The following is a 26,984-nucleotide window of genomic DNA, read 5'->3' on the forward strand; positions in this document are numbered from 1 at the left end:
ATTGGATGCAAGCATGAGCGGTTCAACGCAACATCTTCCGCAGGACAGCCGGCTGCTGCGCATGGTGGCCCGGCTGGAATCTGTCCTCTTCAGGCGGCGCCTGCCGGTGCTGCTGGCCTTTGCCGCGTTCACCGCGTGCATGGCGGTGCTGGCGCTGGGCTTGCGCATGTCGGCCGGGTTTGAAAAGACCCTGCCGCAGCAGCATGAATACATCAAGACCTTCAACCAGTACCGCGAGGCGCTGTTCGGCGCCAACCGCCTGATCGTGGTGGTGCATGCGCGCCACGGCACGATCTGGAATCCGCCGGTGCTGCGCCAGCTGCTGGGCGTGACCGAGGCCGTGAATTATCTGCAGGGAGTGGATCGCAGCAGCGTCATGTCGCTCTGGACTCCCAACGTTTTCTTCACTGAAATCACGGAAGAGGGTTTCAAGGCGTTGCCGATCACCGGCGGCGAGATCATTCCGGAAAAGCTCAATCCGCAGGTGATCGCCGACATCCGCGAGCGCGTCGCCGCCGGCGGCTATCTCGGCAACCTGGTGTCGCGCGACCAGAGCAGCGCCATGGTGCTGGCCGAGCTCCAGGACAGCGATCCGCAAACCAGCCAGCCGCTCGACTACCGCACTTTCAACCAGCTGCTGGAAGACAAGGTGCGCAAACAGTTTGAAAACGCCGATGTGGAAATCCAGATCATCGGCTTCGCCAAGGCCATCGGCGATATCGGCGAAGAAGCCAGCAAGGTCATGCTGTTCTTCGGTATCGCCTTGCTGCTGACCGGCCTGTCGGTGTACTGGTACTGCCGTTCGCTGCGCCTGACCTTGCTGCCGCTGGTGTGCTCGCTCAGTTCGCTGGTGTGGCAGTTCGGCACCCTCAGGCTGCTGGGTTTCGGCCTCGATCCGCTAGCCATCCTGGTGCCCTTCCTGGTGTTCGCCATCGGCGTTTCGCATGGCGTGCAGCAGATCAATTTCATCGTCCGTGAAATCGCCGACGGCAAGAGTACCGAACTGGCGGCACGGCACAGTTTCACCGGACTCTTGATACCCGGCACGCTGGCGCTCGTAACGGCCTTCATCAGCTTCATTACGCTGACCTTGATTCCGATTCCGATGATACGTGAGCTGGCCATCGCGGCATCGATAGGGGTGGGCTACAAGATCGTCACCAACCTGGTGATGCTGCCGCTTGCCGCTTCCTATTTCAGTTTTTCGCGTGAATACGCGCAGCGCGCCATCGGCCGCCGTGAGCAGCACAGCCGTTGGCTCAGCGGCCTGGCGCTGGTGGCGCGGCCGCGCAACGCCTGGATCGTGGTGGCGCTGGGAACAGCATTGCTCGGCGTCGCTGTCTGGCAAAGCCAGGGCCGCCATGTCGGCAGCCTGCAGGCCGGCGCCGCCGAGCTGCGGCCGGAGGCGCGCTTCAACCGCGATGCCGCCGACATCACGACGCGTTTCGATGTCGGGCTGGATTGGCTGACCGTCGTGTTTGAAGTAGCGCCGGCAGGCCAGCTGGACGCCTGTGCCCGCCCCGATGCCCAGTTGTTCATGGATGATTTTGCACAGCAGATGAGCGGCGTACCCGGCGTGCTGTCGGTGCGCTCGGTGGCCGATGTGCTGAAGGGCGTCAATGCCGGCCTCAACGAAGGAAATCCGAAAATGAACACCATCACCCGCGACGCCCGCGGCCTCGGCTCGCAGTTCGGCAGCGCCAACAACCAGCTGCACGGCTTCTCTTCATCCGATTGCCGGGCCCAAGGCGTCAACCTGTACCTGAGCGATCACAAGGCCGTCACCATCAAGAGCGTGGTCGCCGCGGTCGAGGAATTCCGCCGCGCCAATCAATTGAGCGGTGTGAAGATCCGCCTGGCCAGCGGCAATGCTGGCGTCCAGGCCGCCACCAACGAGGTGCTGGAGCGCAGCGAACTGCCGATGATGCTGTATGTCTACGGCGCCATCCTGCTGCTGGTGCTACTGGCCTACCGCGACTGGCGCGCAATGCTGGCTTGCTGTCTGCCTTTGACGGTCGCCACCTGGCTGGGCTACTGGTTCATGAAGGACCTGAATATCGGCCTGACGGTAGCGACCTTGCCGGTGATGGTGCTGGCCACCGGCATCGGCGTCGACTATGCCTTCTATATCTATAACCGCCTGCAGCTGCATTTGGGCGCCGGCCTCGATATCAGCAGCGCGCTCGAACGCACCTTGCACGAAACCGGCGTGGCGACAGTGTTTACCGCGCTGACGCTATCGATCGGGGTCGCCACCTGGTCGTTCTCGCCGCTGCAGTTCCAGGCCGACATGGGCAAGCTGCTGACCTTCATGTTCCTGGTCAACATGGTGATGGCGGTGACCTTGCTGCCGGCCTTCGCCGTGGTGCTGGAGGGCCTGTTCCCGCGCCGCGCCGGCATGCTGCGCACACCGTCTTATGCGGCTCATTGAGGATATCCATGTTTGCAGCGTCAACAGTTCCATATCAAAAGACAGTCCGTTTGGGCGGCTTGCTGATGGCCGGTTTATTCACACTGGCGGTGCTTAGCCCGAGTACACGTGCGGCTGACCAGGCCGCATCCGACTGGCCGACCAGGCGGCCCGCCCTAATCCGTCCGCAGGCGAGCAGCAGTCCTTTGCTGGCTGCCGCCACCGCCGGCTTAGGAGCGGGCAGCAGGATAGTGGCGGTAGGCGAGCACGGCGTCATCCTGCTGTCCGACGATGGCAGCACATACCGCCAGGCGCGCAGCGTACCGACCCGCACCATGCTGACCACGGTGTGCTTCATCGACCGTAATACCGGCTGGGCCGCAGGCCATGACGGCGTGGTCCTGAAAACCACCGACGGCGGCGAAAACTGGCAACTGCTGCGCCAGCAGTACGGCCAGGAACAGCCGATCCTGTCGATCTGGTTCGGCGACGCCAGCAACGGCATCGCCGTGGGTTTGTTCGGCATGGCCTTGAGCAGCAGCGACGGCGGCGCCAGCTGGAGCGAGCTGAAACTGGCCAGCGGCGATGCCGCCGACCGCCACCTGTACCGCATCCTCCCCACGCCGAGCGGCACGCTATTGGTCATGGCGGAAGCCGGTACGGTATTCCGCTCGGAAGACGGCGGCAAGCATTGGGACGTGATCGACAGCGGCGCCAAGGGCTCGCTGTGGAGCGCGCTGGCGTTTTCCGATAATGGCCAGAGCAGCGTGGTGGCGGCCGGCATGCGCGGCCACATCGTCCGCAGCAATGACGACGGCAAGAGCTGGCAGGCGGTGGCCTCCGGCACCACGCAGTCGCTGACCGATGTCGCCCGGCTGTCCGCGCAGGAGCTGGTGGTGGGCGGCATGGGCGGCGCGCTGTTGTTCAGCAGCGATGGCGGCCGCCATTTCACAGCGCGCCAAGGCGCCGGCGATGCTCCTCTCACCGCGCTGCTGAAAACACCCGGGCCGGAGCCGGCGCAACTGGCGCTGTTTTCCATGGCGGGCGTCATGAAGCCGCTGGCCGCCGGGACGCTGACCCAGCCCTAGCCGGCACTCCTTGATTTGATTACCTGGGAGGTAATCGACCGTGCTCTCTGGCAGGCGGAGAATGTTTCTGTCGACAACGACAACGCATTCTCCCCAAACCACTGAAACCTTGAAGGAGCACGATCATGACTGACATCAACCACACTGCCACTATCGCCGATCAAGCCAATGCCATCGCCAGCCGTTACATCGCGGCCTGGAGCGAAGCCGATGCGGTGCGCCGCCGCGCCCTGATCGCCAAGGTGTTTACGCCAGATGCGGTGTATCTCGATCCGATGGCGCGCAGCGCCGGCCACGACGGCCTGGACGCCATGATAGGCGCGGTGCAGCAGCAGTTCGCCGGCCTCCGCTTCCGCCTGCACGGCAAGCAGGACGGCCACAACGATGTCGTGCGCTTTTCCTGGACTCTGGGCGCCGACGGTGCCGAGCCGGTGGCCTACGGCACCGACATCGCGGTGGTGGCGGCCGACGGCCGCATCCGCAGCGTCACCGGTTTCCTGGATGCGATGACGGTGCCGGCATAGCCGCGGATAGCGCGCTACACTGCGCATAATTCTTCGGAGGCAGCTCATGGGTGCAGCACAAATGGTGGCGGAACCGGACAGCGGCGCCGGTTCAGAGCAGGGCGCGCGGCACCGCTACTTCAACGACTTTGCAGCGGCATTGCGCTACTGGCGCGACAAGCGCGGCTATAGCCAGCTGCGCTTGTCTGCCGAGAGCCATATCTCGCAGCGCCACATCAGCTTCCTGGAGAGCGGCCGCTCGCAGCCGAGCCGGGAGCTGATCCTGAAGCTGGGTACGGCGCTCGACATCCCGCTGCGCCAGCGCAACGTGATGCTGCTGGCGGCGGGTTTCGCGCCAGCCTACCAGGAGCGCAAATTGTCCGATCCCGAACTGGCCGCGGTCAAGCAGGCGCTGGATTTCATGCTGGCGCAGCAGGCGCCGTATCCGGCGCTGGTGGTGGACCGGCTGTGGAACCTAGTGATGAGCAACGGCCCGGCCGCCATGATGATCCGCTGGCTGCTGGATCTGCCTGAAACGCAGCCGCTGCCGCGCGAAGGCGTCAACGTCCTCAAGCTGATGCTGGACCCGCAGGCGATCCGCAAGCACTTGCTCAACTGGCAGGATGTCAGCGCCGACCTGCTGCACTGGATCCAGCGCGAAGCCATGAGCGACGGCCCCGGCAGCGAAGCCATCGCGTTGCTGGAGCAGCTGGTAGCGCTACCTGGCATCAAGGCGGCGACGCAGATGCCTAACCTCGATACACGGGTGCTGCCTTTCCTGCCGATGACGATTCGCAAGGACGGCGTTGAGCTCAACCTGTTTACCTCGATCGCCACCATGGGCACGCCGCATGACGTCACCGTGCATGAGTTGCGGATCGAATCATTTTTCCCGGCCGATGCGGCTACCGCGGCGTGGTTCAAGGCCAGGGCTCCGGCCGCGCCAGCGGAGTAGGGGCGCAGCGCTTACAATAGCGATGCTTTCAGGCAACCATGTGCCTGTGCCAACCTTATTGCGGAGAAAACAACATGTTGAAAAAAGTATTAAGCGCTGCGCTACTGGCGGGCTGCGCGCCGTTTCTTGCCGGCTGCGCGAGCACCCCGGCGCTGGCGCCGATCACGGTGCCGGACAAGCTGCAGGTCGCATCAACCCAGGTGCTGACGCTGGAGGCAAAGGCCACCGGCGTGCAAATCTACCAATGTGCGGCGGCGACTGCGGACGCATCGAAGTTCGAATGGCATTTCGTGGCGCCGCAAGCCGAGCTGTATGATCTGCACGACAACAAGATCGGCAAGCACTACGCCGGCCCGACCTGGGAATCGAATGACGGCAGCAAGGTAGTCGGCGCCGTCCAGGCGCAGAGCAAGGCGCCAGATGCGGACGCCATCGCGTGGCTGCTGCTGAGTGCAAAATCCACTTCCGGCAGCGGCATCTTCAGCCAGACGCAAAGCATCCAGCGCCTGCAGACCCTGGGCGGCGCGGCGCCGGCGGACGGCTGCGACCAGGCCCGGCTGGGCCAGCAGACGCGTGTGCCTTACCAGGCGGTCTATCGTTTCTATTCCGCCAAATCGTAAGGCACGGCAGCACAAGCGGCGGCTGCAATTGGCGCTTTGATCACATGTAAAAAGCGCATGTAAAAATCACATGTAAAATCATGTATCCAATTTGTAACAGCCTCCGCAAGCGCATCAAGTACTGCTATATTGTCGCGAGGAAATGAACACCCTCAATCAATTGTCCGGCCGCCTCTGGCGGCCGTTTGCGACTTATCGGAGTTTTCTGTATGCGTGGTGTGATCAAGCATGGTTTGACCTTCTTATGTATTCTGACACCACTAGCCGCCAGCGCCGGCGACACCCTTAGCAAGATCCGCGACAGCCAGACCATCACCTTCGCCTATCGCGAAACCGCACCGTTTTCCTACACCGATGAAAACAAGCAGATCGTCGGTTATTCGATTGACATGTGCCTGAAGATCGCCGATGCGGTGAAGCGCGAACTGAAGCTGCCGAACCTCAAGGTGGCCTATGTGCCGGTCGATTCGACCACGCGCTTTTCCAGCATCATCGAGGGCAAGACCGACATGGAATGCGGTTCCACCACCAATAACGCCGAACGCCGCACACGCGTCGGCTTCACCGTGCCGAACTTCTTTTCCAGCGTGCGCATGATCGTCAAGAAGGGCAGCGACATCAAGAACTGGTCGGACCTGCGCGGCAAGACTATCGTCATCACCAAGAGCACCACCACCATCGACCTGGTCAACGACCGCAGCAATGTACGCTCGCTGAATATCAAGGTAGTGGAAGCCAAGGACGATGCCGAATCGTTCAGCTTCGTCGAGCAGGGCAAGGCCGATGCCTACGCCATGGACGATGTGCTGCTGTACAGCTTGCGCGCCACCGCCAAGACGCCGTCCGACTTCACCGTGCTGGGCGATCCGCTCTCGATCGAGCAGTATTCCCTGATGTTCCGCAAGGACGATCCAGCCTTCAAGCAGCTGGTCGACAAGGAGATGGTGCGCATGATCAACGAGGGCGATTTCCAGAAGATCTACAGTTTCTGGTTCACCCAGCCGCACGGATCGAAGAAGATCAACATGGGCATGCCCATGGGATACCTGCTGCGCGATTCCCTGCTTTATCCATCGGACAAGACGGCCCAGTAACCACAGTGTCGTGTCATGTCTCCGCTGTCGGCATCTCGCTTGTCCTTGACCCGTATCGCGTCGTTGCGCCTCGTCGCCATAGCCCCGCTATGTCTCCTCGACACGCCTAGCGCTACGGGCCAAGGCCGGCGCGATATACCGACAGCGAAGGCATGACACGACACTAGCGGCGGCAGGATTACTGCAACAGGCGCTGCATGAACAAGTCGAAGAACAGCGGCTTGTCGGGCGCCAGACAGACTTCGGCGTTGGCGGCGCCTGCCTCCTCCCTGGTGTAGCCCTCCCGATCCACCACGATATGCATGGCCGTGGTCGGGCAGATACGCCGGTCGGCGAGGTAGGCGACCGGCACTACGTCGAACAGCGTCGGCGTATTGCTGGCCCATGGCTGATAACTGTCGGTCCATTGGTGGTAAAGCAGCGTCAGCGCATCGGTCAGCGGCGAGCCATGCCCGAACAAGGCGTTGCGTTCGGCTTCGTCCAGCCTGACCTGAGTGGAATCGAGCGGCATCATCACGATAGGCGCACCTGAGGTAAACAGTTTTTGCGCGGCAGGAATGTCGGCCGCGATGTTGTATTCCTTGTCTGGCGGACGCGGCGCAACGTATTCGGATTTCCTGTAACCGGCCCGGACCGATCCACCCATCAGCACCACGCGTTTGAGTTGGCGAAAGGTCGCCGGATCGCGCGTGATCGCCGCGCCGATATTGGTCAAGGGACCCAGGGCGATCAAAGTGATCTGACCCGGATGCAGGCGGATCTGCTGCAGCAGGAAGTCTACTGCCGGCGGCGCCTGCGCCGGCGAGCTGCCGCGCTGCGCCCAGCGCGCCTGGGTGAAAGGGGTCATGCTGGTGGTGGCGATACCTCGCGCCACTGGAATCTCGCCGTGGCCGGTTTCGCGCAGCAGACGTTCCAGCAGCTGCGCGCGCAATCCGGTATCGCCCCAGGCTGTAGTAAAACCCAGGATCTCGAATCCGGGACTGTTGAGAAGCAACGCCACGGCAAACGCATCGTCGATATCGTCGCCGATGTCGGTATCGACGATGACTTGCTCGGCTGCTGCCGCATGTGCCGCTTGCGCGGGCAGCAGTAACGCTAGCGTTACTGCCAGGGCCGGCAGGCTTGCGTTCAGGATGTTCCTGGTCCAGGCAAGCATGGCGGCTGCGCTCCGCTTATGGGGCAGTTGTTGTCGGCGCCGGCGGCGTCGGCAGGTTCATCAGCTTGATCATCAGCTTTTCGAAAGCCGGCACGTTGACTTCGCGCACCACCGTGGTCGGACTGGCGATCAGGCCTGGCGGTGCGTAAGCGGCGGGCCAGGACAAGGTATTGCCGTAGCCGGCGCCGAAGTCGGTATCGATGCTGACATACAACTGGTCGGACTTGCTGATCAGCGCCGGATCCAGCCAGACCGCGGTGGCCAGTTCATCCCAAAGCGGGAAGCCGGTCTCGGTGACCTTCTTCACCATTTGCGCCAGCGGCGTGCCGGACCTGGTCATGTCGTTCAGCAGCCTGGCGCTCAGCTCGGTCGCCGTTGACGGATCGGCCGGCACCATCACGATATGCTTCCATGGCGCGCGCAAGGCGATCTTGGCGGCTTCCGGATCCCAGCGGAAATTGAATTCCAGGCGTGGCGTGTTGATGTATTCGCGCGCAAACTGCTCGGCCGATTTGGATGACAGCATCTGGTGCGGATTCAGGCTGCCGCCCATGTAGACGATTTCCTTGGCAGTGGCGGCAAAGCTGGGATCGAGGCTGATCGCCAGCGCCACATTGGTCATCGGCCCGGTCGCCAGGATCGTTACCTGACCCGGGAATTCATGGACCTTCCTGATCATGAAATTGGCGGCGATTTCAGCCGACGGCTTGGTATGCGGCATGCCTTCCGGCAGTTGCGGCACGAAATCGTGGGCGTGGTAGTTGGGCTGGCTCTGGATGGTGCCGTCCGGCCATTTCTCATCCATCCAGGCGCCCTTGTACACCAGTTTGCCATACAGGGCTTCCCAGCGGCGCGTGGTTTCCTGCGTGTTCAGCAATGGAAAAACCGAGCCGGGAATCACCGGGATATCGCTGCGGCCGATCACTTCCAGGGTGCGCAGCGCATGCGCGATATTTTCATCGCGCCAGGTCGAGCCGCTGACGATGGTAATCCCCAGCACTTCCACATCCGGCGACTGGATCGCCATCAGCTGCGCCGCGCGCGGGCCGCCGATGTCGTCGTCGATGATCACCTTGCGCTTGCCTTCGGCCTGGGCAGTTACGGCAACGCCCAGCATGAACAGGGCCGACAGCAGCTGGCGCTGCATGAACTTCGATTTCATAATTCGCCTTGAATAAAAATCAGAGAAAAAAGGCAGTTGGTAGATACCGTCTAGACGACCCCAGCTACGCGCCCGAGTCGTTCCCGCGAACGCGGGAATCCATGTTAGTCGCCATACTCTGCAACCTGGATCTCCGCGTTCGCGGGGATGACGGCGTGACCTAACGAATGTCTTCCAAATCTTACTTGTTGCCGTATTCAGAAGTTAGAGCGGAACTGCACGCCGAACATGCGCGGTTCATTGATGAACGCAGTTCGATTGTCGAAGTCGATGCCGCCGACCGCCACGATCTTGTTGGTGATATTGCGGGCGAACGCTGCGACTTCATATTTGTCGCCATCCCACTTGTAACCCACGCGCAAGCCGCCTTCCAGCAAAGGTTTGCCGGTGAACTCGGTCGAGTTGTACAGGAAGAAATTGATCTTGCTGCGGTAGGCCCAGTCGGTATAGAAGAACAGTTCGTCGTTGTTGCCCATCGGGATGCCGTAGCGCGCCGTCACGTTAGCGATCCATTTCGGCGCTTGCGGCAAGGGATTGCCGTCGATCGAATACAAGCCCGGCCGCACCTGGGTGTTGAGCACGGTGCAGGAAGCGCAGCCGGCCACCAGCAGGTTGGGATCGCGAATCTGCGTGTAGTTGTAGCTGCCGCCTGCGGTAACGCGCAGGCGCTCGGTCAGGTTAGCCTCAAGATCCAGCTCGGCGCCGCGGCCCACCGTCTTTGCCGCGTTCACCAGCATGATCGAGTTGGAATTGCCGCCGACTGCCGTCAGCTGCTGGTTCTTGACGTCGAAACTGTAGATGCTGAAGTTGGCGCGGGCACGGCGGTTGAAGAGGTCGGCCTTGATCCCTGCTTCATAGGAAGTGATGGTTTCCGCGTTGGCTACCGTGATCGGCACCGAGGAGGATGGCGCCGCGATACTCGGCGCGCGGAAGCCGGTGGCTACCCTTGCATAAGTGCTGACGTCCTGGGTCAAGGCATAGTTGGCGCTGAGGTCCCAGCTCACCTTCGATTTGCTTTCGCTGATCGAGCTTGGGCCGGTAAACGTCACGTTGTTGGCGACTTCATTGGAAAAATCCTTCTTGTCTTCGGTATAGCGCAAGCCGCCGCGCAGCTTCAACCTGTCGTTGACGTCATAGGTGAGCGAGCCGAATGCGGCGTACGCGGTGTTTTTCTGGCGGTTTTGCAGATAGCTGGTTTGCAGCTGGGTGGTGCTGTCGAAGTTGGAACTGTTGCCTGCTACATCTTCGTAGAAGTAGTACAAGCCGCTCTGCCAGTTGAGCGGTCCTTCGTTTTTCGACTCGACCCGGAACTCCTGAGAAAACTGTTTGTGATCGGCCACGCCGCCGCCGGTCTGCACCTGGAATGGAATGAAGCCGGGGCCGGTCGGCGTGCCGCCGTCGATGTCGCCGCGGCTGAAATAGCTGGAAATGGTTTCATAACCGGTGATCGAGTACAGCTTGACCTGGTCCAGGTTCCAGCTCAGCCGGGCGCTGCCGCCGGTGGTATGCAGGGACTGGGTGTTCAAGCCGTTGAAGGTGACCTGCGAAGGACTGAAGCCGGCGACGAAGCCGTCCGAACCTTTCTCCAGGATATTGGCGCGGAACAAGCGGGCGCTGCCGGTAGTGGCGCGCGAGTGGATGTTGAACAGGGCGTTGAAGGTGCCGTCCGGCTTGTACAGGAATTGCAGGCGGCCGGCGCGTTCGTCGTAGCCTTCCAGGTTGGGGGTGCCGCCGCCGTCATTCTTGACCCAGTTGTCGCGATGTTCGACCAGCGTCGAAAAGCGCATCGCCCATTGGTCGCTCAATGGCACGTTGACCGCTGCTTCGACATTGGCGGTATTGTGGGTGCCGTCGGAGACGCTGTAGTAGCCGGAGACCTTGTCCAGGTTCGGTTTGGCCGAATCGAACTTGACCACGCCGGCCGGCGTGTTGCGGCCGAACAGTGTGCCCTGCGGGCCACGCAGCACTTCCACTCCGGCCAGGTCGAACATCGGGAAGCCTTTGAGGGCAGCGTTTTCCTGTACCACGTCATCGAATATCAGGGATACCGGCTGCGAGGCGAAGGTAGAGAAGTCGGTATTGCCGTAGCCGCGGATATAGAAGCGCGGGAAGGTGCGGCCGTTCGACGATTCGATATTCAGGCTCGGCACCTTGGCCGCCAGCACGCGGATATCCTGGCCGCCGGAGTTGAGCACGTCGAGGGTCTCGCCCTTGAGCAGGGTCACCGAGATCGGCACGTCCTTGATCTTTTCGACCTTGCGCTGCGCAGTGACAGTCATGGTTTCCAGCTGCAATGAGGAACCGTCCTGCGCCGCCGGGCTAGAGGCTGCGGGCGCCGCAGTGCCTGCCGTCTGCGCCAGCGCCGCGCCGAGCGGCAAGGCGACTCCTAATGTCAGCACCATCTTCCCTGCGCAACGCAGGCGGGCGCGTGCCCTCGCTTTTTTTCCCATTTTCCATCCCTCAGTGATCGACGTTGATAAACCGGATTTACTTGTTTTAGTTATGTGTGCTGCGTGCAGGCCGGCGTTTGAAAATGCGCGTGCCGGACCAGAACGGATTCACTCAACGCAAAGACCGTGCCAGAATTTTTCCCGGCAGGAAGAATGGAGAAATCGGTATTACGATTTGTATCGAAAATATATTGTATACATACGGGAAAGCGAAATTTGAACGTAAACAAATTGCAGGAGTGATAAGTCCAGTTGCCGCACAAGCAGCTGCATCTGGCAAAAAATAACGCCTTCTATTGGGGAGGGGTGCGCCAAAACAGGGCTGGCGAAAGTGTTGCAAGAACCGGATTAGTGCGCGCCGGCGCGCCAAAATGGCGACATTTTGAAATAACTTGTATACACTTTATGACAGCTGGCCGAGGCGCGAATGTGTCCTAAGATAGCCCTGGAAAACACGCTGCCCTAGGCCAGGTCGAGGATTTCAGCCAGGTTGACTTCGTGTTCGTCGTCGCTGAGACGGAGGGCTTGTTCGATGTCGAGCAGATGCTGGTCCATCATGCGGATCGCCGCTTCGACCTCGCCGGCGGCGATGGCGTCGATCAGGTGTTCATGCTCGTGGTTGGGACAGGCAGTCTTGTTGGGCGCCTGGTATAGGGCGATGATGAGCGAGCAGCGCGAGACCAGTTCGCGCAGGAAGCGGGTCAGTACCGGATTGCCGGCTGTCTCGGATAACAGGATGTGGAATTCGCCGCCGAGGCGTATCCACTTGGCGTGGTCGCCGCTATGAAAGGACGCATGTTCTTCTTTGACGATTTGGCGCAGCCGGGCGATCTGGGCGCGCGTTGCATGCTGCGCCGCCAGCGGCACGATGATGGCTTCGATGGCGCGCCGCGCCGCGAAAATCTCACGCGTCTCCTGTGGCGTCGGCTGCGCAATGATGGCGCCGCGGTTCGGCCGCAATTCCAGGATATGGTCGTGCGCCAGGCGCTGGATGGCCTTGCGCACGATGGTGCGGCTGACCGCGAACAGTTCGCACAGGCTGGCTTCGGTCAGCTTGGTGCCCGGCGGCAGGCGCTGGCTCATGACCGCCTTCAGCACCGAATCGTAGATTTTTTGATCGACCACGCCGCTGCCCCGCGTCGAGGCGGGCCTGGTTGTAGCGGGAGCGGCGTCGCCGGACTTTTTTTTCATGCGCTCTGTTTTCATTTTGTGGTTACCAGTCTGCCGTCATGCTACCGCAAATCGGCGCCGCCAGGCATGGGGCGGGCCCGGCTGGCTTACGCAGGAATCGCGCCAGACGCGCCTGAAGCAAGCGGCGACAGACTGGCATGCAGTTTGCTTTTGCAGTAGCTTTATGTCGGCAAAAGATTGCAATGCAATTCGCCGATAAGCAGCTGAGTGATGTAGCATGTTGCTTGTTTCGCGGTCCGGTGCGTCGCGACCGGCAAGCGCAATCGTGCTGGATTCATTTTGCAACGGTCTTTCATTGACACAGGCAGAAGAAGTGACTTCAACCATACCGCGTCTGCAAATCGCCCATATCCGCAAAGCCTATCCGGGCGTGCTGGCCAACGACGATATCAATCTCTCGGTCGCGCCTGGTGAAATCCATGCCGTGCTGGGTGAGAACGGCGCCGGCAAGTCTACCCTGATGAAAATCATTTTCGGCACGGTCAAGCCGGACGCCGGCGAAATCTTCTGGAACGGCGCACTGGCGCACATCGCCAATCCGCACGTCGCGCGCCAGCTCGGCATCGCCATGGTGTTCCAGCATTTCTCCCTGTTCGATACCCTCACCGTCGCGGAAAACATCGCACTCGGGCTGGCTTCCGATGTCAGCATGCCGGAGCTGGTGGCGCAGATCCGCCAGACCGGCGACAAGTACGGGCTGGAGCTGGAGCCGCACCGCCACGTGCATACCCTTTCGGTGGGCGAGCGCCAGCGCGTGGAAATCGTCCGCGCCCTGTTGACCAATCCGCAACTGCTGATCCTGGATGAGCCGACCTCGGTGCTGACGCCGCAGGCGGTCGACAAGCTGTTCGTCACCCTGCGCAAGCTGGCCGCCGAAGGCTGCAGCATCCTCTACATCAGCCACAAGCTGGATGAGATCCGCGCGCTCTGCCATAGCGCCACCGTGATGCGCGGCGGCAGGGTCACGGGTATCTGCGATCCGCGCCAGGAAACCAGCGCCGGCCTGTCGCGCATGATGATCGGCGACGAACTGGTGCGCCTGCAGCGCGAACGCAATCCCGACTCCATGCGCAGCGAGCGCAAGCTGCACATCAACCGCCTGTGCCTGCCGAAGGCGCACCTGTTCGCCACCGAACTCACGGATATCGAATGCGAGGTGCGCGCCGGTGAAATCGTCGGCATCGCCGGCGTTTCCGGCAACGGCCAGCAAGAGTTGCTGGCGGCGCTCTCCGGCGAAGACCGGCGCGCCGCGCCGAATATGGTGATGCTGGTCGGCCGCGCCGCCGGGCAGCTGGCGCCCAACCCGCGCCGCGCGCTCGGACTCGGGCTGGTGCCGGAAGAGCGGCTCGGGCGCGGCGCCGTGCCGACCCTGGACCTGGCGTCCAACATGCTGCTGTCGCACCAGAAGCCACCCTACGTCAAACGCGGCATGATCGATTTTGCCTATGCGCGCAAGAGCGCGGCCTCCATCATCGAACGCTTCAAGGTCAAGGCCAGCGGCCCGGGGGCGCTGGCCAAGAGCCTGTCCGGCGGCAACCTGCAAAAATTCATCGTCGGCCGCGAGCTGGAGCGCAAGCCGAGCGTCTTCATCGTCGCCCAGCCGACCTGGGGTGTGGACGTTGGCGCCGCCGCCCAGATCCACGCCGAAATTCTCGCTTTGAAACAGGAAGGCTGCGCAGTGCTGATTATTTCCGAAGAACTCGATGAGCTGTTCGCGCTGTGCGATCGCCTGCACGTGATCGCCAAGGGCCGGCTGTCGCCCTCTATCGCCATCGAACAAGCCACGCGCGAGCAGGTCGGCTTGTGGATGAGCGGCCTGTGGCAGGATGCAGCAGAGGCCGCCCATGCATAATCTGTGGCCTTGGAAGCTGGAACTGCGCGGCACGCCTTCGCGCGCCATGACCTACTGCTCGCCGCTGATCGCGATCGTGCTGACCATGCTGCTGGGCGCGCTATTGTTTATCGCGCTGGGCAAGGATCCGCTCGCTGGCCTCAAAGTATTCCTGATCGATCCCTTCAACGGCAAGCGCGCCATCAGCGAGCTGCTGCTGAAATCGGTGCCGCTGATACTCTGCGCGCTGGGTCTGGCGGTATGCTTCCGCGCCAATATCTGGAACATCGGCGCCGAAGGCCAGTTTACCGTCGGCGCGCTGTTTTCCGGCGCCATGCTGGTGTTCCTCGATGTGCCGAATCATGCGATTCCAGGCAGCCTCGGCCTGTTGCTGATGGTCCTCGCCGGCATCGTCGGCGGCGCCTTCTGGGCCAGCATCACGGCGCTGCTGCGCGATCGTTTCAACGCCAACGAAATCCTGGTGTCGCTGATGCTGACTTATGTCGCTCAGCTGTTGCTGATGTATGCGGTGAACGGTCCGCTGAAAGACCCCAACGGCATGAACTTCCCGCAATCGCAAGTGTTTTCCAGTGAATTCATGCTGCCGATGCTGTTAAGCGGCACGCGCCTGCATATCGGCTTCGCCGTCACGCTGTTGCTGGCGGTGCTGATGACGGTGTTCATGACACGCAGCTTCCGCGGCTTTTCGCTGATGGTCGGCGGCGTTGCGCCGCACGCGGCGCGCTATGCCGGCTTTTCCAGCCGCAGCGCTCTGTGGGTCTCGCTGCTGATTTCCGGCGGCTTTGCTGGCCTGGCCGGCGCCTTTGAAATCGCCGGGCCGATCGGCCAACTGCTGCCTTCAGTCTCGCCTGGCTATGGTTTCGCCGCCATCATCGTCGCTTTCATCGGCCGTTTGCATCCGGTCGGCGCGGTGCTGGGCGGACTGGTAATGTCGCTGCTCTACCTGGGCGGTGAACTGGCGCAATCGCGGCTGGGCCTGCCGTCGGCTATCACCGGCGTGTTCCAGGGCATGCTGCTGTTTTTGCTGCTGGCCAGCGATACCCTGATCAATTACCGCCTGCGCCGGAAAGTGAGGATCTGAGATGGAACAATTCGCCTCACTTATCGCGGCTTCGATCAACGCCGGCACGCCCTTGCTACTGGCGGCGCTCGGCCTGCTGATCAACGAACGCGCCGGTGTCCTCAACCTCGGCGCGGAAGGCATGATGCTGGTGGCCGCCATCGCCGGCTTCGCGGTTGGCTACACCACCCATAACCCGATGCTCGGCTTCCTCGCCGGCGCCCTCAGTGGTGTCCTCATGGCGGCGCTGTTTTCCTGGCTGGCGCTGGTGCTGGCCACCAACCAGGTGGCGACCGGGCTGGCCTTGTCGATCTTTGGCGCCGGATTGTCGGCGTTCCTCGGCCAGAGCCTGGTCGGACTGGGCTTGCCGGCGCAGGCGCGCGGCATTCCATTTCTGAAGGATATTCCCTTCCTCGGCCCGGCACTGTTCCAGCAGCACTGGATGAGTTACCTGGCGCTGCTGCTGTGCGGCGTCATCGCCTGGTTCATCTATCGCACCCGCGCCGGCCTGATCCTGCGCGCCATCGGCGAATCGCCGGAATCGGCGCATGCGCTGGGCTACCCGGTGCGCTGGATACGCTTCGCCGCCTTGCTGTTCGGCGGCGCCTGCTGTGGCCTGGCCGGCGCTTATTTGTCGCTAGTGTATACGCCGATGTGGGTCGAGGGCCTGGTGTCCGGACGCGGCTGGATCGCGCTGGCGCTGACCGCGTTTGCCACTTGGCGGCCGCTGCGGGTGCTGCTCGGCGCGCTGCTGTTCGGCGGCGTCACGATACTGCAGTTTTACCTGCAAGGCATGGGAGTGAATATTCCGTCGCAGGTATTGTCGATGGCGCCCTACGTGGCGACTATCGTGGTGCTGGCGCTGATCTCGCGCAACCCCGACTGGATCCGGCTCAACATGCCGGCATCGCTGGGCAAGCCGTTCAAGCCGGACGCCAGCTGAACAAAGCAAATTAGATAGCAGGCCGACCAACCATCAACACAGAGGGAGATAAGTAATGAAGATATCACGCAGGGCATCGCTGGCCATGCTGGCCGCACTGACCGCCGCCACACTCATCGGCTGCGGCAAGAAAGAGGACGCGGCGGCGCCTGCTGCCGCACCGGCATCCGCGCCGGCGCCGGCCAAGGCCGAACCGCTGAAAGTGGCGTTCGTGTATATCGGCCCGGTCGGCGACGCCGGCTGGACCTTTGCCCATGACAAGGGCCGCAAGGCGGTCGACGAGAAATTCGGCGACAAGGTGAAGACCAGCTTCGTCGAGAACGTGCCGGAATCGGCGGCCGATGCAGAGCGCGTGTTTCGCCAGCTGGCGGTAGATGGCAACAAGCTGATCTTCGGCACCAGCTTCGGCTACATGGAAGCTATGCTGAAAGTGGCCAAGGAATTCCCTGACGTCAAATTCGAGCACGCCACCGGCTTCAAGACCGCCGACAACCTGGCGCAATACGATGTCCGCACCTACGAGGGCGCTTATCTCGCGGGTGTCGTCGCTGGTAAGATCAGCAAGTCGGGCAAGCTGGGCGTGGTGGCTTCGGTGCCGATTCCTGAAGTGATCCGCAACATCGACGCCTTCACCATCGGCGCGCGCTCGGTCAATCCGAAAGCCACCACCCGCGTGGTGTGGGTCAACAAATGGTTCGATCCGGGCAAGGAGCGTGAAGCCGCCACCACGCTGATCGGCCAGGGCGTCGACGTCCTGATGCAGAACACCGACTCCGCCGCCGTGGTCCAGACCGCCCAGGAAAAAGGCGTGGCCGCCTTCGGCTGGGATAGCGACATGACCAGCTTCGGCCCGAAAGCGCACCAGGCGGCATCGATGATCAACTGGGGCGTGTACTACACCAAGCGCGTCGGCGAAGTGCTGGACGGCAGCTGGAAAACCAGCACCAGCTGGATCGGCCTGAAAGACGACGGCATTGATCTCGGCGCCTTCAATGCCGACCTGCCGGCCGACGTCAAGGCGCTGGTGGCCGAGCGCAAGAAAGCCATCGTCGACGGCAGCGCGCCGATCTGGAAAGGCCCTGTGGTCGATAATACCGGCAAGGAGCAGGTCGCCAAGGATGCGGTCGCCGACGATGGCTTCCTGCATGGCATCAAGTTCTACGTGCAAGGCGTAGAAGGCAAAGTACCGGGCTGATCGCCCGCCGCCGGATTGGCCTGTGAACGGGCCGATCCGGTTTTCCGCATAAGCCGGCATGCGCCGCATCAGATTCCACCGCTATCTATCCCCCAAGGCAGGCGTGATATTTATCCCGGGTGTTGCGATTTGGCAACTGACAACGTCAAGGGCGTTGCTATACTCCCTCTTCTTTCCATTTTCATATCGAGACGCACATGCCTGACCAGGATCCGACGTCGAACTCCACAGCCCGCGCCAAGTCTTCCAAAATCGGCAGCCTGACCACCACCATGGTGGAGGACACCGCCAGCATCCTGCAGCAGAGCGGCGAACTGCAGCCCGGCACCGGCCTGATCACCAGCGTGATTGCGCTCAGCCTGGGTTTCCTCAGCCTGCTCGGCGTGCTGGCCTTCCATTATCCGCAATACCTGACCACGCCCGAGCTGCGCCATGTGTATTCGGTCAGCCTGATGCGCCAGATCCTGTTCGGCGCGCTGCTGATCGCCGGCGTGCTGTCGCTGGCCAACATCCTGTTCGGCCGCCAGCGCTCGCTGAATTTTTCCGCGCTGCTGATGGTGTTGGCGGCAGTGGCCTGGGGCGGCTCCAAGGTCGTGGTCGGCGATTTCCCCGATCACACGCCGTACATCGGCCTCGACTGGTTCATCATCGACCTGCTCGGCTCGACCCTGATCTTCGTGCTGATCGAAAAGATGTTCCCGCTGTACCGCAAGCAAGCCATCTTCCGCTTCGAATGGCAGACCGACCTGGTGCATTTCGCGGTCAACCATTTCATCATCGGCCTGGCGCTGCTGGTGGTCAACGTCATGATCCACCGCGTGTTCGGCTGGATGGTGCACGCCGATTTCCAGAACACCGTGGCCGCCATCAGCTTCATCCCGCAGCTGCTGCTGTGCATGCTGGTGGCCGACCTGATGGAATACGGCGCCCACCGCGCCTATCACGAAGTGCCTTTGCTGTGGCGCTTCCACTCGGTCCACCACAGCGTCAAGACCATGGACTGGCTGGCCGGCTCGCGCCAGCACATCCTGGAACTGATCTGCACCCGTGTGCTGGTGCTGGGTCCGCTGTTCGTGCTCGGCTTCGACAAGTCGGTGGTCAACGCCTACATCATCATCGTCGGCTTCCAGGCCGTGTTCAATCACTCCAACGTGCACCTGCCATGGGGCCCGCTGCGCTACATCTTCGTCACCCCGGATTTCCATCACTGGCATCACTCCTCGGAAGACGAAGCGATCGACAAGAACTATGCGGCGCACTTTGCCTTCATCGATTATTTCCTCGGCACTGCGGTCAAGGCCAAGAAGGCCTTCCCGGAGAAATACGGCGTAGTGGGGGATTACATGCCGGATGGCTTTATCAGGCAGCAGGCGTTTCCGTTTCGCAGTACGAAGATAGACTAATGAGAGTTTCATTAGTGATGACATTGTCAAAGGAAATGGACAGAGTCATCTGGGGTCAGAGTGAACTTTCGCGGCGCCTTATCGCGAAACTTCACTCTGACTCCACATGACGGATTCGGAGAAAGACAGAGCGCATCTCATGGCTTTGTTTTCGGATGAAGAGGCATGCACCCCCACCCCAGTTAGCTGCGTGTGTTAAGCACGACGAAAGCCAGATTGCGTTTTTGTCGCGTTTATGAAATTCTCAATAGATCGTAGATAGCGTGGAAAACATGGACAGCAAGAACGCGAAACTGCAGCGCTATCTTTATCGCGCCAGCGTGCTGGTCTTGCTGATCGGCTTGCTGAGCGCCGGCCTGGTCTACTACCATGCGGCCGACGGCGGCAACCACGGACTCGGCTATCAAGTGGTGGACGGGGTCGCCTATGCTGCGGGTGAGTCGAAGGCCTATGTGCGCGACATGGAAATGTATGGCGGCACCTCGGGCAGGCTGATCGCCGGTTTCAATCAATGGCTGATGAGCCTCTGGCATGGTAAGCGGCTGGCTTATGTGATTGCCATTGGCGTTGCATTGATTTCCTATGCCTGTTTCTGGTTTGCGCGGGAGTTGGAATTGTTCGCGACGGATGAGCCGGAAGTCTGAGCGGCGCATCACTCGCTGCTAAAAATTTTCTATTCTCATTCTACCGATGTGATGACTCCTGTCAGATGGCTTTTTTGGAATGGAAGCAGACAAAGCGGAAGCAGCTACCCGTTGGGGTGTCAGATTTCAGGAAACGGCTGTGACCGTTTTGAATCGGTGGTGGCCTGACTTGAAAGGCCATTTCCGGCCAAAAGCGGACGTGTAATCGCCATCGAAAAAAATGTTAGCGCACACGGCCTTGCAGACAATCAAAGAAATTAAGAAATGCTAATCAAAGAACAGCACCTATCGATAGAAAGGTTCGACCGTGCCTTTTACTTTAGTCATTAAGGGGTTGCCCTTCCGATCTAGCGCCTTTCCGGCCGGGATTTTAATCCATCCCTCGCTGATGCAATATTCCTCAACTTCGAAGCGCTCTTTATCGTTAAGTTTAATACCAACATCATGTTCAAATATGGCGGCATTATAGTAAGGGCTACGAGGATCGACTGAGAGCCGATCAGGAAGTGGGGGGCGGTTTTGGATATCGTTCATGGCTACAATTATCAACTATAAGATTAACCAAAACAAATTTTTTGCGTGGCTTCGCTAAATCGCTTGCTTGGCCGCACTCGGCGCCATTTCCGGACCTTCGCGCATACGACCAATATAATGCTGCCTTTGTTGTTTTTTCATAGCTGCATACGCCACCAATTTTCCAGCACGGAATATCTGAATGAACGAATCGAAAAAGCCGTTTATGTCTCGCTGGATGATCTTTGGTTTTGTGATCATGGGAATGGCTTCTCTTGGTGGCTTAGCGGCCATGATCGCAATCGGCATTGCCAAAGTTGGTTCGGGCGAAGGACTGGTGACATATCGAACAGCTTGGCTAGTGGAGTTCAATTACGTTGGTATGCTGATCTTATTTTGTGCAATTGCAGTGGCTTTTATCATTGCTGGACTATTGAGATTCGTCGAATACAAAAAGTCGCGTGATTTTGAGGAAAAATATGGTATCGAGAAGGACAGGGGCTAATCGGCTAACTATTGTCCGCAATCGAAATGAGCCTGTCGCGACGGACTCCTACGACGTGGCGTGCAGCCATGCCGCAACGGATTCCATGCGCTAAGTTTTGGCTAAGTATTGCCTGATAGCTTCGCTATCGCGTAGAGTTGTCCGCGTGCCCGCGTGTGGCCTGAACGTATGTTGTGAATACAGCAGCTTTTGCATGCTTTCGGATACGCCGGCCTTGCAAAGCGCCCATCTCCCATATCAAAAAGATACAGCATGAAATTGGCAAAATCACGGTGGCTGGTCGTTGTAATAATTGGTGCCGTCGGCCTGTGCATCGCCGCCGTCCAGTCCGGCTTGTTTGGCCAGGTTGCCAAGAAAGGCAGTGATGCTGAAAAGGCCGTTGCAGTCAGGACTGTGCTGGCAGAGCGCGGCAACGTGCAGAATTATCTGGACAGCGCCGCCACGGTCCAGGCCCTCAATACCGTGACAGTGCATGCGCGGGTCGACGCCCAGATCAGCAAAGTGTTGTTCCAGGAAGGCGCGAACGTCAAACGCGGAGATATCCTGGTTGAACTCGACCGCCAGCCTTTCGAAGTGCAACTGCGCGCTGCCCAGGCTCAAAAGCAGAAGGACAGCGCCCAGCTAGCAAATACCAGGCATGACCTGCAGCGCTACGAATATCTGGCGCAGCGCGAATCCGGCACGATGCAGGTTCTCGACACCACGCGTGCGCTTGTGGAGCAGCTGCGGGCGACCCTTGACGGCGACCAGGCGCAGATCGACATGGCTAGTCTGCAGCTTGGCTACACCACGATCCGCACGCCTATCGACGGCCGCCTGGGCGCCAGGCTGGTGGATGCCGGCAATCTGGTCCACGCCAGCGACGCCAACGGCTTGGTGGTGGTCAGCCAGATACAGCCGATCGCCATGGTGTTCTCCCTGCCCCAGGTTTTGCTGCCTGTGTTGCGCCAGCAGCAGGGACGTGCAGCCTTGCGTGTGCTGGCGCTGGCGGAAGACCGCAAAGAGGTGCTGGACCAGGGCGAGCTGACGCTGATCGACAGCCAGGTCGATGCCGCCACCGGCACTATCCGCTGCAAGGCGGTTTTCAAGAACGCGCAGGAAAAACTGTGGCCCGGGACGTTCGCCGAGGTGCGGGTGATGCTGAACGATTTGCCGGATGCCGTATCGGTGCCGTCGACCGCTATCCAGGCTGGCGCGCAACACTCTTTCGTGTATGTCGTCACATCAAAAAATATCGCCGAGCAGAGGGAAGTGACGCTCGGGCCTGTGGCAGACAACCGTAGCGTGGTTCTGGCCGGACTTGCCGGCGGCGAGCGCGTCGTTGTGGAAGGCCAGTTCCAGCTGCAGGCCGGCGCCAGGGTCGAGCCCAAGGACGCGGCGCCGGCATTGGCCGCGCCTGAGACCAACAAAGTATATTCACGCTGACCTGGACTGAGACCTTGAACCTTTCCGCATGGTTTATCCGGCGCCCGGTAGCGACCTTCCTGCTGATGCTCGGGCTCTTGTTCATTGGCGTCGCCAGCTATACGCAGCTGCCGATCGCCGGTGTGCCACAGGTTGATATCCCGACGATTTCGGTCAATACCGATTTGCCGGGCGCCAGCGCGGAAACGGTAGCCTCCTCGATTACATCGCCGCTGGAGCGGGCGCTGGCGATACTGCCCGGAGTCACTTCCCTGACTTCCAGCAGTTCGCTAGGCTTCAGTTCGATCAGCGTGCAGTTCGACCTGGCGCGCAGCGTGGATGCCGCTGCCCTGGATGTGCAGAGCGCAATCAATGCAGCGCTGGGCGACTTGCCAAAAAATCTCCCGCATCCCCCGACCTTTGAAAAAAAGAATCCGTCGGATGCGCTGCTGATGACGATCGCTGTCTATGCTGACAACATGCCGATCGGGAAGGTTGACGACTACGTCGAGAATTTCCTGACGCCAGAGATTGCGCGCGTGCGCGGGGTAGGCGCGATCGATTACCACGGCCAGCAGAAGCCCGCGGTGCGTATTCAAATGGATCCGAACCGCATTGCAGCCATGGGTTTGACGCTGGAGGACGTGCGCCAGCGGATTGCCGAAGCTACCGCCAATGGCCCGAAGGGAACCTTGAGCGGGAAGCGCCAGTCGGTCACGCTGGACACCAGCGACCAGCTCAGCGACGCGGCGGAATACGGCGCCATTGCAATGACGTCCCGTAACGGCGCCACGGTCAGGCTGCGCGACGCTGGCGTGATTGTCACCAGCGTTGAAGACGTCAAGCAGAGCGCCTGGCTGGGGCAGCATCATGCGGTAATGATCGATGTGCACAAGCAGATCGGATTCAACGTCAACGCCACCGTGGCGAAAATAAAAGAAGCCTTGCCTGCGCTTGAACGCAATCTGCCGCCGTCGCTGCACCTGGTGCTGCTGGGCGACCGCACCCAGACCATACGTTCATCCGTCAGCGACGTGCAATTCACGCTTTTCCTGACTTGCCTGCTGGTGGTGTTCGTCGTCTATATTTTCCTGGGCAGCCTGCGCGCCACCCTGATTCCGGCGATCGTCATTCCGCTCTCGCTGTTCGGCACCATGGCGGCCATGTATGGGCTCGGTTACACGCTGGACAACGTATCTCTGATGGCGCTGACCATTTCGATCGGTTTTGTGGTGGACGATGCAATCGTCATGCTGGAAAATATCCTGCGGCATATCGAAGAGGGGATGGATCCCCGGGAGGCGGCATTCAAGGGCTCGCATGAAATCGGCTTCACCATTTTTTCAATGACGATTTCGCTGGTGGCGGTATTCATACCGCTGCTGTTCATGGGTGGCGTGGTCGGCCGCCTGTTCCGCGAATTCGCCGATACCGCGGCAATCGCCATCCTGATTTCCGGCGTGGTTTCCCTGACCTTGACGCCGGTGCTGTGTGCGCGCTTCCTGACCATCGATGCGGCGCACCGCAGCGGCTGGTTTCACCGGCGCTGCGAGCATTTCCTGGAACGCATGCGCGAGGTCTATGCCGGCGGCTTGCGCTCGGTGTTGCGGCATCAGCGCCTGACGCTGGGCGTGATGCTGGCTACGCTGGTGGCGACGCTGGGCATCTATGTCTACATTCCGAAAGGCTTTTTTCCGCAGCAGGATAACGGCCTCATCGCCGGCGTCACCGAAGCGTCGCCCGACATTTCCTATCCCGCGATGCTGCGCCAGATGCAATCCCTGGCGAACCTGGTCAGGCAGGATCCCGACATCCAGAATGTGTATTTCTGGATCGAGGGCGATCCGTCCCTGAACGTCGGGCGGCTGCTGATCGACCTCAAGCCGTTTGAACTGCGCCATGCCTCAGTATACGAAGTGATAACCCGCATCGGCAAGCGCGTCAGGAATATCCCGGAAATCACGCTGCATATGCAAGCCCGCCAGGATTTGCAGATTGGCGCGCGCGTCAGCAAGACGCAATTCCAGTACACGCTGCGCGACGCCAATCTGGCCGAGCTGCAGCTGTGGACGCCGCGCATGCTGGCGGCGCTGCGGACGATTCCGCAGATTCGCGATGTCGAAGGGGATAGCCAGCCGACCGCGCCGCGCCTGCAGATCGTCCTCGACCGGGAGGCGATGGCGCGCCTGGGCGTCAGCACCCAGGCGGTGGACGACACCTTGTATGATGCCTTCGGCCAGCGCCAGGTAGCCAGCTTCTATACCCAGGTCAATGTATACCGGGTGATCCTGGAAGTCGATCCGCGCTTCCAGCTCGACGAAAGCGCGCTGGCGCGCATTTACGTACCCTCAAAGAGCGGCGTGCCGGTGTTGCTGAGCGCGATCAGCAAGTTCGAACATTCGACGGCGCCGCTGACAGTCAACCACGATGGCCAGTTTCCGGCATCTACCTTGTCGTTCAACCTGGCTCCGGGACAAGCGCTGGGCGATGCCATCGATGCAATCAACGCCAAAGAGCGCGCCGTCGCCAAGCCTGCCGGCTTGAGTTCGATATTTGCAGGCAGCGCGCAAGCCTTCCAGGAATCGTTGGCAAACCAGCCGTTCCTGATCCTGGCGGCGCTGCTGGCGATTTTCATTGTGCTTGGCATCTTGTATGAAAGCTTTATTCACCCGATCACGATCATGTCGACCCTGCCTTCAGCCGGGATCGGCGGTTTGCTTGCATTGATGCTGCTGCATTATGATTTTTCGCTGGTGGCGCTGATTGGCGTCATGCTGCTGATCGGTATCGTGAAGAAAAACGGCATCATGATGGTTGACGTCGCCATCGTGGAAGAAGCCGGCGGCCTGTCGCCCGAAGAAGCCATTTATAAAGCCTGCCTGATGCGCTTCAGGCCGATCATGATGACCACCATGGTGGCGCTGCTGGGGGCATTGCCGCTGGCCCTGGGCACTGGCGCGGGATCCGAGCTGCGGCGGCCGCTCGGCATCGCCATGGTTGGCGGGCTGTTGCTGTCCCAGGTGCTGACTTTATACACCACGCCTGTCGTGTATCTGTATATGGACAGGTTGGTGCAGCGCTTGCGCCGCAAGCAGGTTGAAGCGCCGCTGGAAATTACTCAATGATGCTGTGGATCTGCGTCTGTCGCGGAAATATCTGATTCGCTTGTGGCGAGGCAGGTGAGGCATGCGTAATGCCTCACCTCGGGTTACGCGTTGAAGCGCACCGCCTGCCGCGCCAGCAGGCGCCAATGACCGTCGTGCTTCTTCCAGACCATCAGGATTTTCAGCGACACGTTGCCGGGCTTGCCCGAGTCGTTGGTAACGGCAACGAAGGTATGCCGCACCACGGCGGTATCCTGCACGATCTTGATGCTCTGGTCGGACAGGGCGATGCTGACGAAGTTCGACGCGCCGCTGACCAGCGCTTCGATGAATTCGGCCTTGTCCTGCACTTTGCCGTTCGAGTGACCGTAGCTCAGCTCATCCATCACCAGCGGCTTCAGCGCCGCGCCATCGCCCGGATGGTTCATCGCCGCCCGCAGTTGTTCGACGACATCCGCCACCACCTGCTCATCGTTCGCCGGAGCAGCGGCCGCTCCCTGCGCGATCACGATAGAGCAAATCATCGCACTGCATAAGAACATCAGTTTCTTGAACATCTAAGTCTCCTGCTGGTTGGTATTTTGGATTTAATCATCAGTTATCATACAACATATATTTAGATGATTGACAGGGTAGATCAGGATTTTATTCACATGAAGCTAGAGTTTGACATGGCGGTGTGGTCGGATACATAATCGCTGTAGTTGTATGACAACGTATAACAGTAACACAAGGCACAATAATAACTCTTGCGAGAGAATAAGGCGGTCATCGACGCATCCTTCGCAATCACATCGATACGGGACATCCGGCAATATGAGCGATACACAACACAAGGCAGGAGACGGCGTGAAATACGGCCGCTTGTTACTCACGGGCGCAGGCGGCGGCCTCGGCCGGGTGTTGCGGCCGCGCGTGGCGGCGTTTGCCGACATCGTCCGGGTTTCCGATCTGGCCGCGGTGCTGGAGGATAGCGCCATCGCACATGAAGAAGTCCAGCCTTGCAACCTGGCCGACCGCGCTGCCGTCGATGCGCTGGTGGCGGACTGCGACGCCATCGTCCATTTGGGCGGGGTGTCGGTGGAACGGCCCTTCGAAGAAATCCTGGAAGCCAACATCAAGGGCGTATTCCATGTCTACGAAGCGGCGCGCCGCCATGGCGTCAAGCGCGTCGTCTTCGCCAGCTCCAACCATGTCACCGGTTTCTACCGCCAGGACCAGATCATCGATGCCCACGACCTGCGGCGTCCCGACGGTTATTACGGCTTGTCCAAGTCCTACGGCGAAGACATGGCGCAGCTGCACTTCGACCGCTACGGCATTGAAACTGTCAGCATCCGCATCGGCTATTCCTTCCCGCAAGCCAAGGACCGCCGTTCGCTCGCCAGCTGGCTGAGCTATGACGACTTGACCGAACTGCTGCGCTGCGCCTTGTTCACGCCGGATGTCGGCCACACCGTGGTGTACGGCGTCTCCGACAATGCCGGCAGCTGGTGGAACAACCGCCATGCCGCGCATCTGGGCTTTGTCGCGCGCGACAGTTCAGAACAGTTCCGCGCCGCCATCGAAGCGCAGCCGATGCCGGCGGCGGACGATCCGATGCGGAAGTTTCAGGGTGGTTTGTTTACCGTGACAGGGCCGTTTGATCCGCAGTGAGCTGGGCGGGCATGCGGCAGTGAGTTATTGCGGAATATGTTTGTTGCTGGGATGGAATTAGATGGCAATCAAGGGC

23 protein-coding genes are annotated in these 26,984 nt (G+C 60.6%); 17 read left to right on the plus strand and 6 right to left on the minus strand.

The annotated features are described in order from the left end of the window. Positions 1–13: 13 nt before the first annotated feature. The 6 genes from BCF11_RS11620 to BCF11_RS11645 all read left to right on the plus strand — a co-directional run bounded on the left by BCF11_RS11620 (position 14) and on the right by BCF11_RS11645 (position 6,670). Entirely contained in the window at positions 14–2,431 is a 2,418-nt protein-coding gene (locus tag BCF11_RS11620) for an RND family transporter (RefSeq protein ID WP_098494884.1), read from the plus strand. 8 nt (positions 2,432–2,439) lie between these two features. After that, positions 2,440–3,498: a YCF48-related protein gene (locus BCF11_RS11625; RefSeq protein WP_098494885.1), complete on the plus strand. Its 1,059-nt coding sequence runs from the start codon at positions 2,440–2,442 to the stop codon at positions 3,496–3,498. Between the two features lie 125 nt (positions 3,499–3,623). Beyond that, positions 3,624–4,022 (plus strand): nuclear transport factor 2 family protein, encoded by a 399-nt coding sequence (locus tag BCF11_RS11630; RefSeq protein WP_098494886.1) that lies wholly within the window; start codon positions 3,624–3,626, stop codon positions 4,020–4,022. Positions 4,023–4,068: 46 nt separating this feature from the next. Continuing rightward, positions 4,069–4,956: a helix-turn-helix domain-containing protein gene (locus tag BCF11_RS11635; protein ID WP_199110834.1), complete on the plus strand. Its 888-nt coding sequence runs from the start codon at positions 4,069–4,071 to the stop codon at positions 4,954–4,956. Between the two features lie 74 nt (positions 4,957–5,030). Beyond that, positions 5,031–5,576: a DUF3455 domain-containing protein gene (locus tag BCF11_RS11640; RefSeq protein WP_098494887.1), complete on the plus strand. Its 546-nt coding sequence runs from the start codon at positions 5,031–5,033 to the stop codon at positions 5,574–5,576. A 209-nt stretch (positions 5,577–5,785) separates the two neighbouring features. Then, positions 5,786–6,670 carry an amino acid ABC transporter substrate-binding protein gene (locus tag BCF11_RS11645; protein ID WP_233212452.1) on the plus strand — a complete coding sequence of 295 codons (885 nt, stop codon included), beginning with the start codon at positions 5,786–5,788 and terminating at the stop codon, positions 6,668–6,670. A 178-nt stretch (positions 6,671–6,848) separates the two neighbouring features. Here BCF11_RS11645 and BCF11_RS11650 read toward each other — a convergent pair whose 3' ends face one another. The 3 genes from BCF11_RS11650 to BCF11_RS11660 form a co-directional block, all read right to left on the minus strand. Continuing rightward, the gene (locus BCF11_RS11650) at positions 6,849–7,826 is read right to left on the minus strand and encodes a nucleoside hydrolase (protein ID WP_098494888.1); all 978 of its coding nucleotides are present in this window, start codon (positions 7,824–7,826) and stop codon (positions 6,849–6,851) included. A gap of 16 nt (positions 7,827–7,842) precedes the next feature. Further along, a complete protein-coding gene (locus BCF11_RS11655; protein WP_233212453.1) occupies positions 7,843–8,988 on the minus strand; it encodes a nucleoside hydrolase in 1,146 nt (381 codons plus the stop codon). Positions 8,989–9,185: 197 nt separating this feature from the next. Continuing rightward, positions 9,186–11,438, minus strand: coding sequence for a TonB-dependent receptor (locus BCF11_RS11660; protein WP_098494889.1), 2,253 nt, complete (start codon positions 11,436–11,438; stop codon positions 9,186–9,188). Between the two features lie 77 nt (positions 11,439–11,515). On the opposite strand from BCF11_RS11660, the gene BCF11_RS27555 reads away from it, so the two are divergent. Then, entirely contained in the window at positions 11,516–11,725 is a 210-nt protein-coding gene (locus tag BCF11_RS27555; protein WP_143751311.1) for a hypothetical protein, read from the plus strand. A gap of 175 nt (positions 11,726–11,900) precedes the next feature. Here the strand turns inward: BCF11_RS27555 and BCF11_RS11665 are convergent, their stop codons facing one another. Next, positions 11,901–12,629, minus strand: coding sequence for a GntR family transcriptional regulator (locus tag BCF11_RS11665; RefSeq protein ID WP_233212454.1), 729 nt, complete (start codon positions 12,627–12,629; stop codon positions 11,901–11,903). 313 nt (positions 12,630–12,942) lie between these two features. Here BCF11_RS11665 and BCF11_RS11670 point away from each other — a divergent pair, with 313 nt between their 5' ends. The 6 genes from BCF11_RS11670 to BCF11_RS11695 all read left to right on the plus strand — a co-directional run bounded on the left by BCF11_RS11670 (position 12,943) and on the right by BCF11_RS11695 (position 19,726). Beyond that, positions 12,943–14,481 (plus strand): ABC transporter ATP-binding protein, encoded by a 1,539-nt coding sequence (locus BCF11_RS11670; protein ID WP_098497461.1) that lies wholly within the window; start codon positions 12,943–12,945, stop codon positions 14,479–14,481. Next, positions 14,474–15,562, plus strand: coding sequence for an ABC transporter permease (locus BCF11_RS11675; protein WP_233212455.1), 1,089 nt, complete (start codon positions 14,474–14,476; stop codon positions 15,560–15,562). Before BCF11_RS11670 ends, BCF11_RS11675 begins: the two co-directional genes overlap by 8 nt. A gap of 1 nt (position 15,563) precedes the next feature. After that, the gene (locus BCF11_RS11680) at positions 15,564–16,484 is read left to right on the plus strand and encodes an ABC transporter permease (RefSeq protein ID WP_098494892.1); all 921 of its coding nucleotides are present in this window, start codon (positions 15,564–15,566) and stop codon (positions 16,482–16,484) included. Between the two features lie 55 nt (positions 16,485–16,539). After that, a complete protein-coding gene (locus tag BCF11_RS11685; protein WP_098494893.1) occupies positions 16,540–17,679 on the plus strand; it encodes a BMP family ABC transporter substrate-binding protein in 1,140 nt (379 codons plus the stop codon). A gap of 272 nt (positions 17,680–17,951) precedes the next feature. Beyond that, positions 17,952–19,082: a sterol desaturase family protein gene (locus tag BCF11_RS11690; RefSeq protein WP_233212672.1), complete on the plus strand. Its 1,131-nt coding sequence runs from the start codon at positions 17,952–17,954 to the stop codon at positions 19,080–19,082. Positions 19,083–19,354: 272 nt separating this feature from the next. Beyond that, entirely contained in the window at positions 19,355–19,726 is a 372-nt protein-coding gene (locus tag BCF11_RS11695; RefSeq protein WP_098494895.1) for a hypothetical protein, read from the plus strand. Between the two features lie 285 nt (positions 19,727–20,011). Here BCF11_RS11695 and BCF11_RS11700 read toward each other — a convergent pair whose 3' ends face one another. Beyond that, a complete protein-coding gene (locus BCF11_RS11700) occupies positions 20,012–20,260 on the minus strand; it encodes a DUF3297 family protein (protein ID WP_098497462.1) in 249 nt (82 codons plus the stop codon). Positions 20,261–20,441: 181 nt separating this feature from the next. Between BCF11_RS11700 and BCF11_RS11705 the strand changes: the two genes are divergently transcribed. The 3 genes from BCF11_RS11705 (at position 20,442) to BCF11_RS11715 (ending at position 25,273) form a co-directional block, all read left to right on the plus strand. After that, positions 20,442–20,744, plus strand: coding sequence for a hypothetical protein (locus BCF11_RS11705; protein ID WP_098494896.1), 303 nt, complete (start codon positions 20,442–20,444; stop codon positions 20,742–20,744). 252 nt (positions 20,745–20,996) lie between these two features. After that, complete coding sequence (locus BCF11_RS11710) at positions 20,997–22,169, plus strand: efflux RND transporter periplasmic adaptor subunit (protein WP_098494897.1); 1,173 nt, start codon at positions 20,997–20,999, stop codon at positions 22,167–22,169. 14 nt (positions 22,170–22,183) lie between these two features. Continuing rightward, a complete protein-coding gene (locus BCF11_RS11715) occupies positions 22,184–25,273 on the plus strand; it encodes an efflux RND transporter permease subunit (protein WP_098494898.1) in 3,090 nt (1,029 codons plus the stop codon). Positions 25,274–25,356: 83 nt separating this feature from the next. Here BCF11_RS11715 and BCF11_RS11720 read toward each other — a convergent pair whose 3' ends face one another. Beyond that, positions 25,357–25,809, minus strand: coding sequence for a nuclear transport factor 2 family protein (locus BCF11_RS11720; protein WP_098494899.1), 453 nt, complete (start codon positions 25,807–25,809; stop codon positions 25,357–25,359). Between the two features lie 259 nt (positions 25,810–26,068). Here BCF11_RS11720 and BCF11_RS11725 point away from each other — a divergent pair, with 259 nt between their 5' ends. After that, positions 26,069–26,908, plus strand: a complete 840-nt coding sequence (locus BCF11_RS11725; protein ID WP_098494900.1) for an NAD(P)-dependent oxidoreductase — start codon at positions 26,069–26,071, stop codon at positions 26,906–26,908. The last annotated feature ends 76 nt before the right edge of the window (positions 26,909–26,984 follow it).

Origin of the sequence: Collimonas sp. PA-H2 (genome assembly GCF_002564105.1) — a bacterium.
In the GTDB taxonomy this organism is placed as follows: Bacteria; Pseudomonadota; Gammaproteobacteria; order Burkholderiales; family Burkholderiaceae_D; genus Collimonas.

Bases quoted from the DNA above. Each gene is read 5' to 3' on its own strand.
- BCF11_RS11620 (WP_098494884.1), top strand. From the start codon at position 14: ATGAGCGGTTCAACGCAACATCTTCCGCAGGACAGCCGGCTGCTGCGC.
- BCF11_RS11625 (WP_098494885.1), top strand. From the start codon at position 2,440: ATGTTTGCAGCGTCAACAGTTCCATATCAAAAGACAGTCCGTTTGGGC.
- BCF11_RS11630 (WP_098494886.1), top strand. From the start codon at position 3,624: ATGACTGACATCAACCACACTGCCACTATCGCCGATCAAGCCAATGCC.
- BCF11_RS11635 (WP_199110834.1), top strand. From the start codon at position 4,069: ATGGGTGCAGCACAAATGGTGGCGGAACCGGACAGCGGCGCCGGTTCA.
- BCF11_RS11640 (WP_098494887.1), top strand. From the start codon at position 5,031: ATGTTGAAAAAAGTATTAAGCGCTGCGCTACTGGCGGGCTGCGCGCCG.
- BCF11_RS11645 (WP_233212452.1), top strand. From the start codon at position 5,786: ATGCGTGGTGTGATCAAGCATGGTTTGACCTTCTTATGTATTCTGACA.
- BCF11_RS11650 (WP_098494888.1), bottom strand. From the start codon at position 7,826: ATGCTTGCCTGGACCAGGAACATCCTGAACGCAAGCCTGCCGGCCCTG.
- BCF11_RS11655 (WP_233212453.1), bottom strand. From the start codon at position 8,988: ATGAAATCGAAGTTCATGCAGCGCCAGCTGCTGTCGGCCCTGTTCATG.
- BCF11_RS11660 (WP_098494889.1), bottom strand. From the start codon at position 11,438: ATGGGAAAAAAAGCGAGGGCACGCGCCCGCCTGCGTTGCGCAGGGAAG.
- BCF11_RS11665 (WP_233212454.1), bottom strand. From the start codon at position 12,629: ATGAAAAAAAAGTCCGGCGACGCCGCTCCCGCTACAACCAGGCCCGCC.
- BCF11_RS11675 (WP_233212455.1), top strand. From the start codon at position 14,474: ATGCATAATCTGTGGCCTTGGAAGCTGGAACTGCGCGGCACGCCTTCG.
- BCF11_RS11680 (WP_098494892.1), top strand. From the start codon at position 15,564: ATGGAACAATTCGCCTCACTTATCGCGGCTTCGATCAACGCCGGCACG.
- BCF11_RS11685 (WP_098494893.1), top strand. From the start codon at position 16,540: ATGAAGATATCACGCAGGGCATCGCTGGCCATGCTGGCCGCACTGACC.
- BCF11_RS11690 (WP_233212672.1), top strand. From the start codon at position 17,952: ATGGTGGAGGACACCGCCAGCATCCTGCAGCAGAGCGGCGAACTGCAG.
- BCF11_RS11695 (WP_098494895.1), top strand. From the start codon at position 19,355: ATGGACAGCAAGAACGCGAAACTGCAGCGCTATCTTTATCGCGCCAGC.
- BCF11_RS11700 (WP_098497462.1), bottom strand. From the start codon at position 20,260: ATGAACGATATCCAAAACCGCCCCCCACTTCCTGATCGGCTCTCAGTC.
- BCF11_RS11705 (WP_098494896.1), top strand. From the start codon at position 20,442: ATGAACGAATCGAAAAAGCCGTTTATGTCTCGCTGGATGATCTTTGGT.
- BCF11_RS11710 (WP_098494897.1), top strand. From the start codon at position 20,997: ATGAAATTGGCAAAATCACGGTGGCTGGTCGTTGTAATAATTGGTGCC.
- BCF11_RS11720 (WP_098494899.1), bottom strand. From the start codon at position 25,809: ATGTTCAAGAAACTGATGTTCTTATGCAGTGCGATGATTTGCTCTATC.
- BCF11_RS11725 (WP_098494900.1), top strand. From the start codon at position 26,069: ATGAGCGATACACAACACAAGGCAGGAGACGGCGTGAAATACGGCCGC.